Below are 2,651 nucleotides of genomic sequence, written 5' to 3' on the forward strand. Positions count from 1 at the left end.
CCCGAGGACGCACTCGACTGCGCCTGCGGGCTCTACCTCGCCGACCCCACCGCCTGGCAACAACCCCCGACGAATTAACGAATCAGACCACTAAGTAGAGATGCCGACCCCACCGGCTGTCAATAGATGTGTCGTTGATCACTCCGCCTCCCAAAACTCTGGAGCCCCAACGGAAGAGCCGCCCTGTCCTAGATGTCCGGATCGTCCACAATCGAATCGGACACATGGGACACGGCCTTCCCGGGTCGTCGATGCCGGGCAAGCAGGACCAGGCACACCGCGCACCCACACCACCCTGAGACCCGACTGTCATCTGCGTGAATGACACAGGCGGAGAAATGAAGTCAGCCCGGTAGCGCAGTACCCATACCGAGAACCCACGGCAGCCAGGCAGGCGGTCAGCGAACCCCCGAGAACAAGCGCCGTCGGCCGCGAGCCCCACTGAACACTGAACGTAGTGAACTCGATCTGGGCGCCAGATCCGGACCAGCAGAACCTCCACAGCACCTTCTCCGCACGGTGACAGCGCCGACGAGCCTCATCGACGGTATATGCATCGACATCACCGGCCCAAAGCGATCGACCTCAGCTGCGACACACTCGATCAGCTCACACAGTCGGGCCTCGTGGTAGCCGGCGACCATCCTCGATCGGCTCGCCGCTGCGTCGTCGTCCCCACCCTCACCGACGGCACCGATGTCGCGCGGCACCCGCGGCCCGAAGACCACGCAACCGGGATCATCTGCGCCCCGGTCGCCCGCGTCTACGTCGTCTGATCGGCGCGCACACTGGAAGCGACGCCGGAAACTGGATCCACCGGCGGCGGACCCGGTCGATGAGCGTTCCCGCGAGCAACCAACATCACACCCGCCGTGAGGAATCCGGAAGTGGTCACCGCAACCACGACCGTCGCCCCCGCCGTCATGGCACCGAGCCCGACCACGAAAGCGACGCCGGACACCGCACTCAACACCAGACAGGCCACCCCCGCCGACACCAGCACGACCCTGACCACACTCACTCTCCCGCCGCGACGCACAACACTTTCTTTCACCACTTTCTTTCACCGACCCCCGCACCCGCACTTGACGCTACGGCACCGAACGGCGCCGGTCTCGCCCAGCCAGAACGCCTCCGGCACCTATCGTGGGCCCATGGGAATGTGCCGACTGGTCCTCGACCTACCCACCGCATGCCCACCCCACGACCTGCTCGACATCGCGGCCACCGAACTCACCGAACGCGGCACCCACAGCTGGACGAACTCGAACTACGCACCACAGGGCCGACCGGAACCGCCCTGATCAGACACTTCACCTACTGGGTTCCTGCCACCACCACCGTTCATCCCCAGCAGATCAGCTACCACAGCCTCTGGGCACACCTCGACGACACCGACCGCACCGCCCTGCTCGAGCTCACCACCGACACGACCCCCGGCCTCGCCATCACCCGCCTGCTCACCCGCACCGCCGGCCGGAGCTTCTTCGTCCGCGACCCGGCCGGAGACCACCGGCTACCCACCAGCTTCCGCATCTTTCTCCGCACCATGACCCACAGCCGCTACTGACCTCACAGGTCGCGGCTCCTCGTCACGGCGCTCTCCCGCCCGATTGCCGCCGCAGCACTAGAGTTGCCGGGCACGGAGCGCCTGTTTCCCGTCGCCACGACCTCACTCGGCCGAATGATGCTCCGGTCACCGCGCCCGCTGACTGGCGCACCAAGACCTGCCACCGCTGCGTCCGACGCGCCGCCACCGACGATGCCAAGCGCCGCGGATACCGACTGCGACATCGTAAGATACTCGCACGCAGTCCACTCGCGAGGTTCACACTCCCCGCTGGCAGTGGCGCATCGCCCGCTGCAGCGACGCAGATCTCCCCCTGAAAGTGACGACAATGACGATGACACATGGTGGTCGAAGTACCCGGGATATCGCCGTGCGGGTAATCCGCCAGCACCGCGCCGCGATACAGCGAGAGTTGACCGCCGCCCTCGTAGCTTTTCACGAGCCGGTGTCTGATTCGTCGCGCGCCCGCGACGCCGAATGGTTGGACGATCGAAAACAGCACGAGATTGACGGCCTCAATGGAATTCTCGGGCTTGGGGTCGAACATACCGCCGAGCTTCTGCGCGTCGCACGTGAACACTCGATCGCCATCGAGATCTTGCTCGATGCCGACGCGATTCTGCCTGTACCCATGATGTCGCTCGTACGCTCGGTCCACGAGGCTCTGCTCGAGGTCTGCTGGCTGACCGACCCCGCTATCGGTTCCGACCAGCGCATTGCAAGGACGGCCGCCGTTTGCCTCGCCTCCGTCCAGGGAAATCTGTCGCCGCTGAAGCAATTGCCGGACACAGGAATTCGAGTTGCACAGCTTCAGGAGTCCGTGCAGGAAATGCACGCGCTGTTGGAGCAGTACGATTTCGAGTTGCGCTTCGACAAGTCCGGTGCCCTAGCGACATCTGTGACGTACGGGGCAGGCCGTGCGGCGCTGAAGCTCAACGTCACCGAGCTGAATCGTCTTTACATGCCGGGATCAGAGCACCTGTGGACTCTAGCGGGAGTTTCCTAGATAGCTGTGGCTTCGGTGCGATTAGCGCTGGTGGGAGCTGGTTTTGGTGTGGTCGGGGTGTATTACCTAAGTTGG

The 2,651-nt window shown here is 64.3% G+C and carries 4 protein-coding genes; 3 read left to right on the forward strand and 1 reads right to left on the reverse strand.

Annotated features, from left to right (window positions below; translation table 11 throughout):
• Positions 1-551: 551 nt before the first annotated feature.
• Positions 552-776 carry a hypothetical protein gene (locus ACFWAY_RS53400; RefSeq protein WP_378516490.1) on the forward strand — a complete coding sequence of 75 codons (225 nt, stop codon included), beginning with the start codon at positions 552-554 and terminating at the stop codon, positions 774-776.
• Here the strand turns inward: ACFWAY_RS53400 and ACFWAY_RS53405 are convergent.
• A complete protein-coding gene (locus tag ACFWAY_RS53405; protein WP_378516491.1) occupies positions 764-1,021 on the reverse strand; it encodes a hypothetical protein in 258 nt (85 codons plus the stop codon). The genes ACFWAY_RS53400 and ACFWAY_RS53405 overlap by 13 nt on opposite strands.
• Before the next feature lie 171 nt (positions 1,022-1,192).
• Between ACFWAY_RS53405 and ACFWAY_RS53410 the strand changes: the two genes are divergently transcribed.
• Positions 1,193-1,570, forward strand: a complete 378-nt coding sequence (locus ACFWAY_RS53410) for a hypothetical protein (RefSeq protein ID WP_378516492.1) — start codon at positions 1,193-1,195, stop codon at positions 1,568-1,570.
• Between the two features lie 328 nt (positions 1,571-1,898).
• Entirely contained in the window at positions 1,899-2,576 is a 678-nt protein-coding gene (locus ACFWAY_RS53415) for a hypothetical protein (RefSeq protein ID WP_378516493.1), read from the forward strand.
• Positions 2,577-2,651 lie beyond the last annotated feature (75 nt).

This window comes from Rhodococcus sp. NPDC059968, from assembly GCF_042738615.1.
Taxonomy (GTDB): domain Bacteria; phylum Actinomycetota; class Actinomycetes; order Mycobacteriales; family Mycobacteriaceae; genus Rhodococcus_F.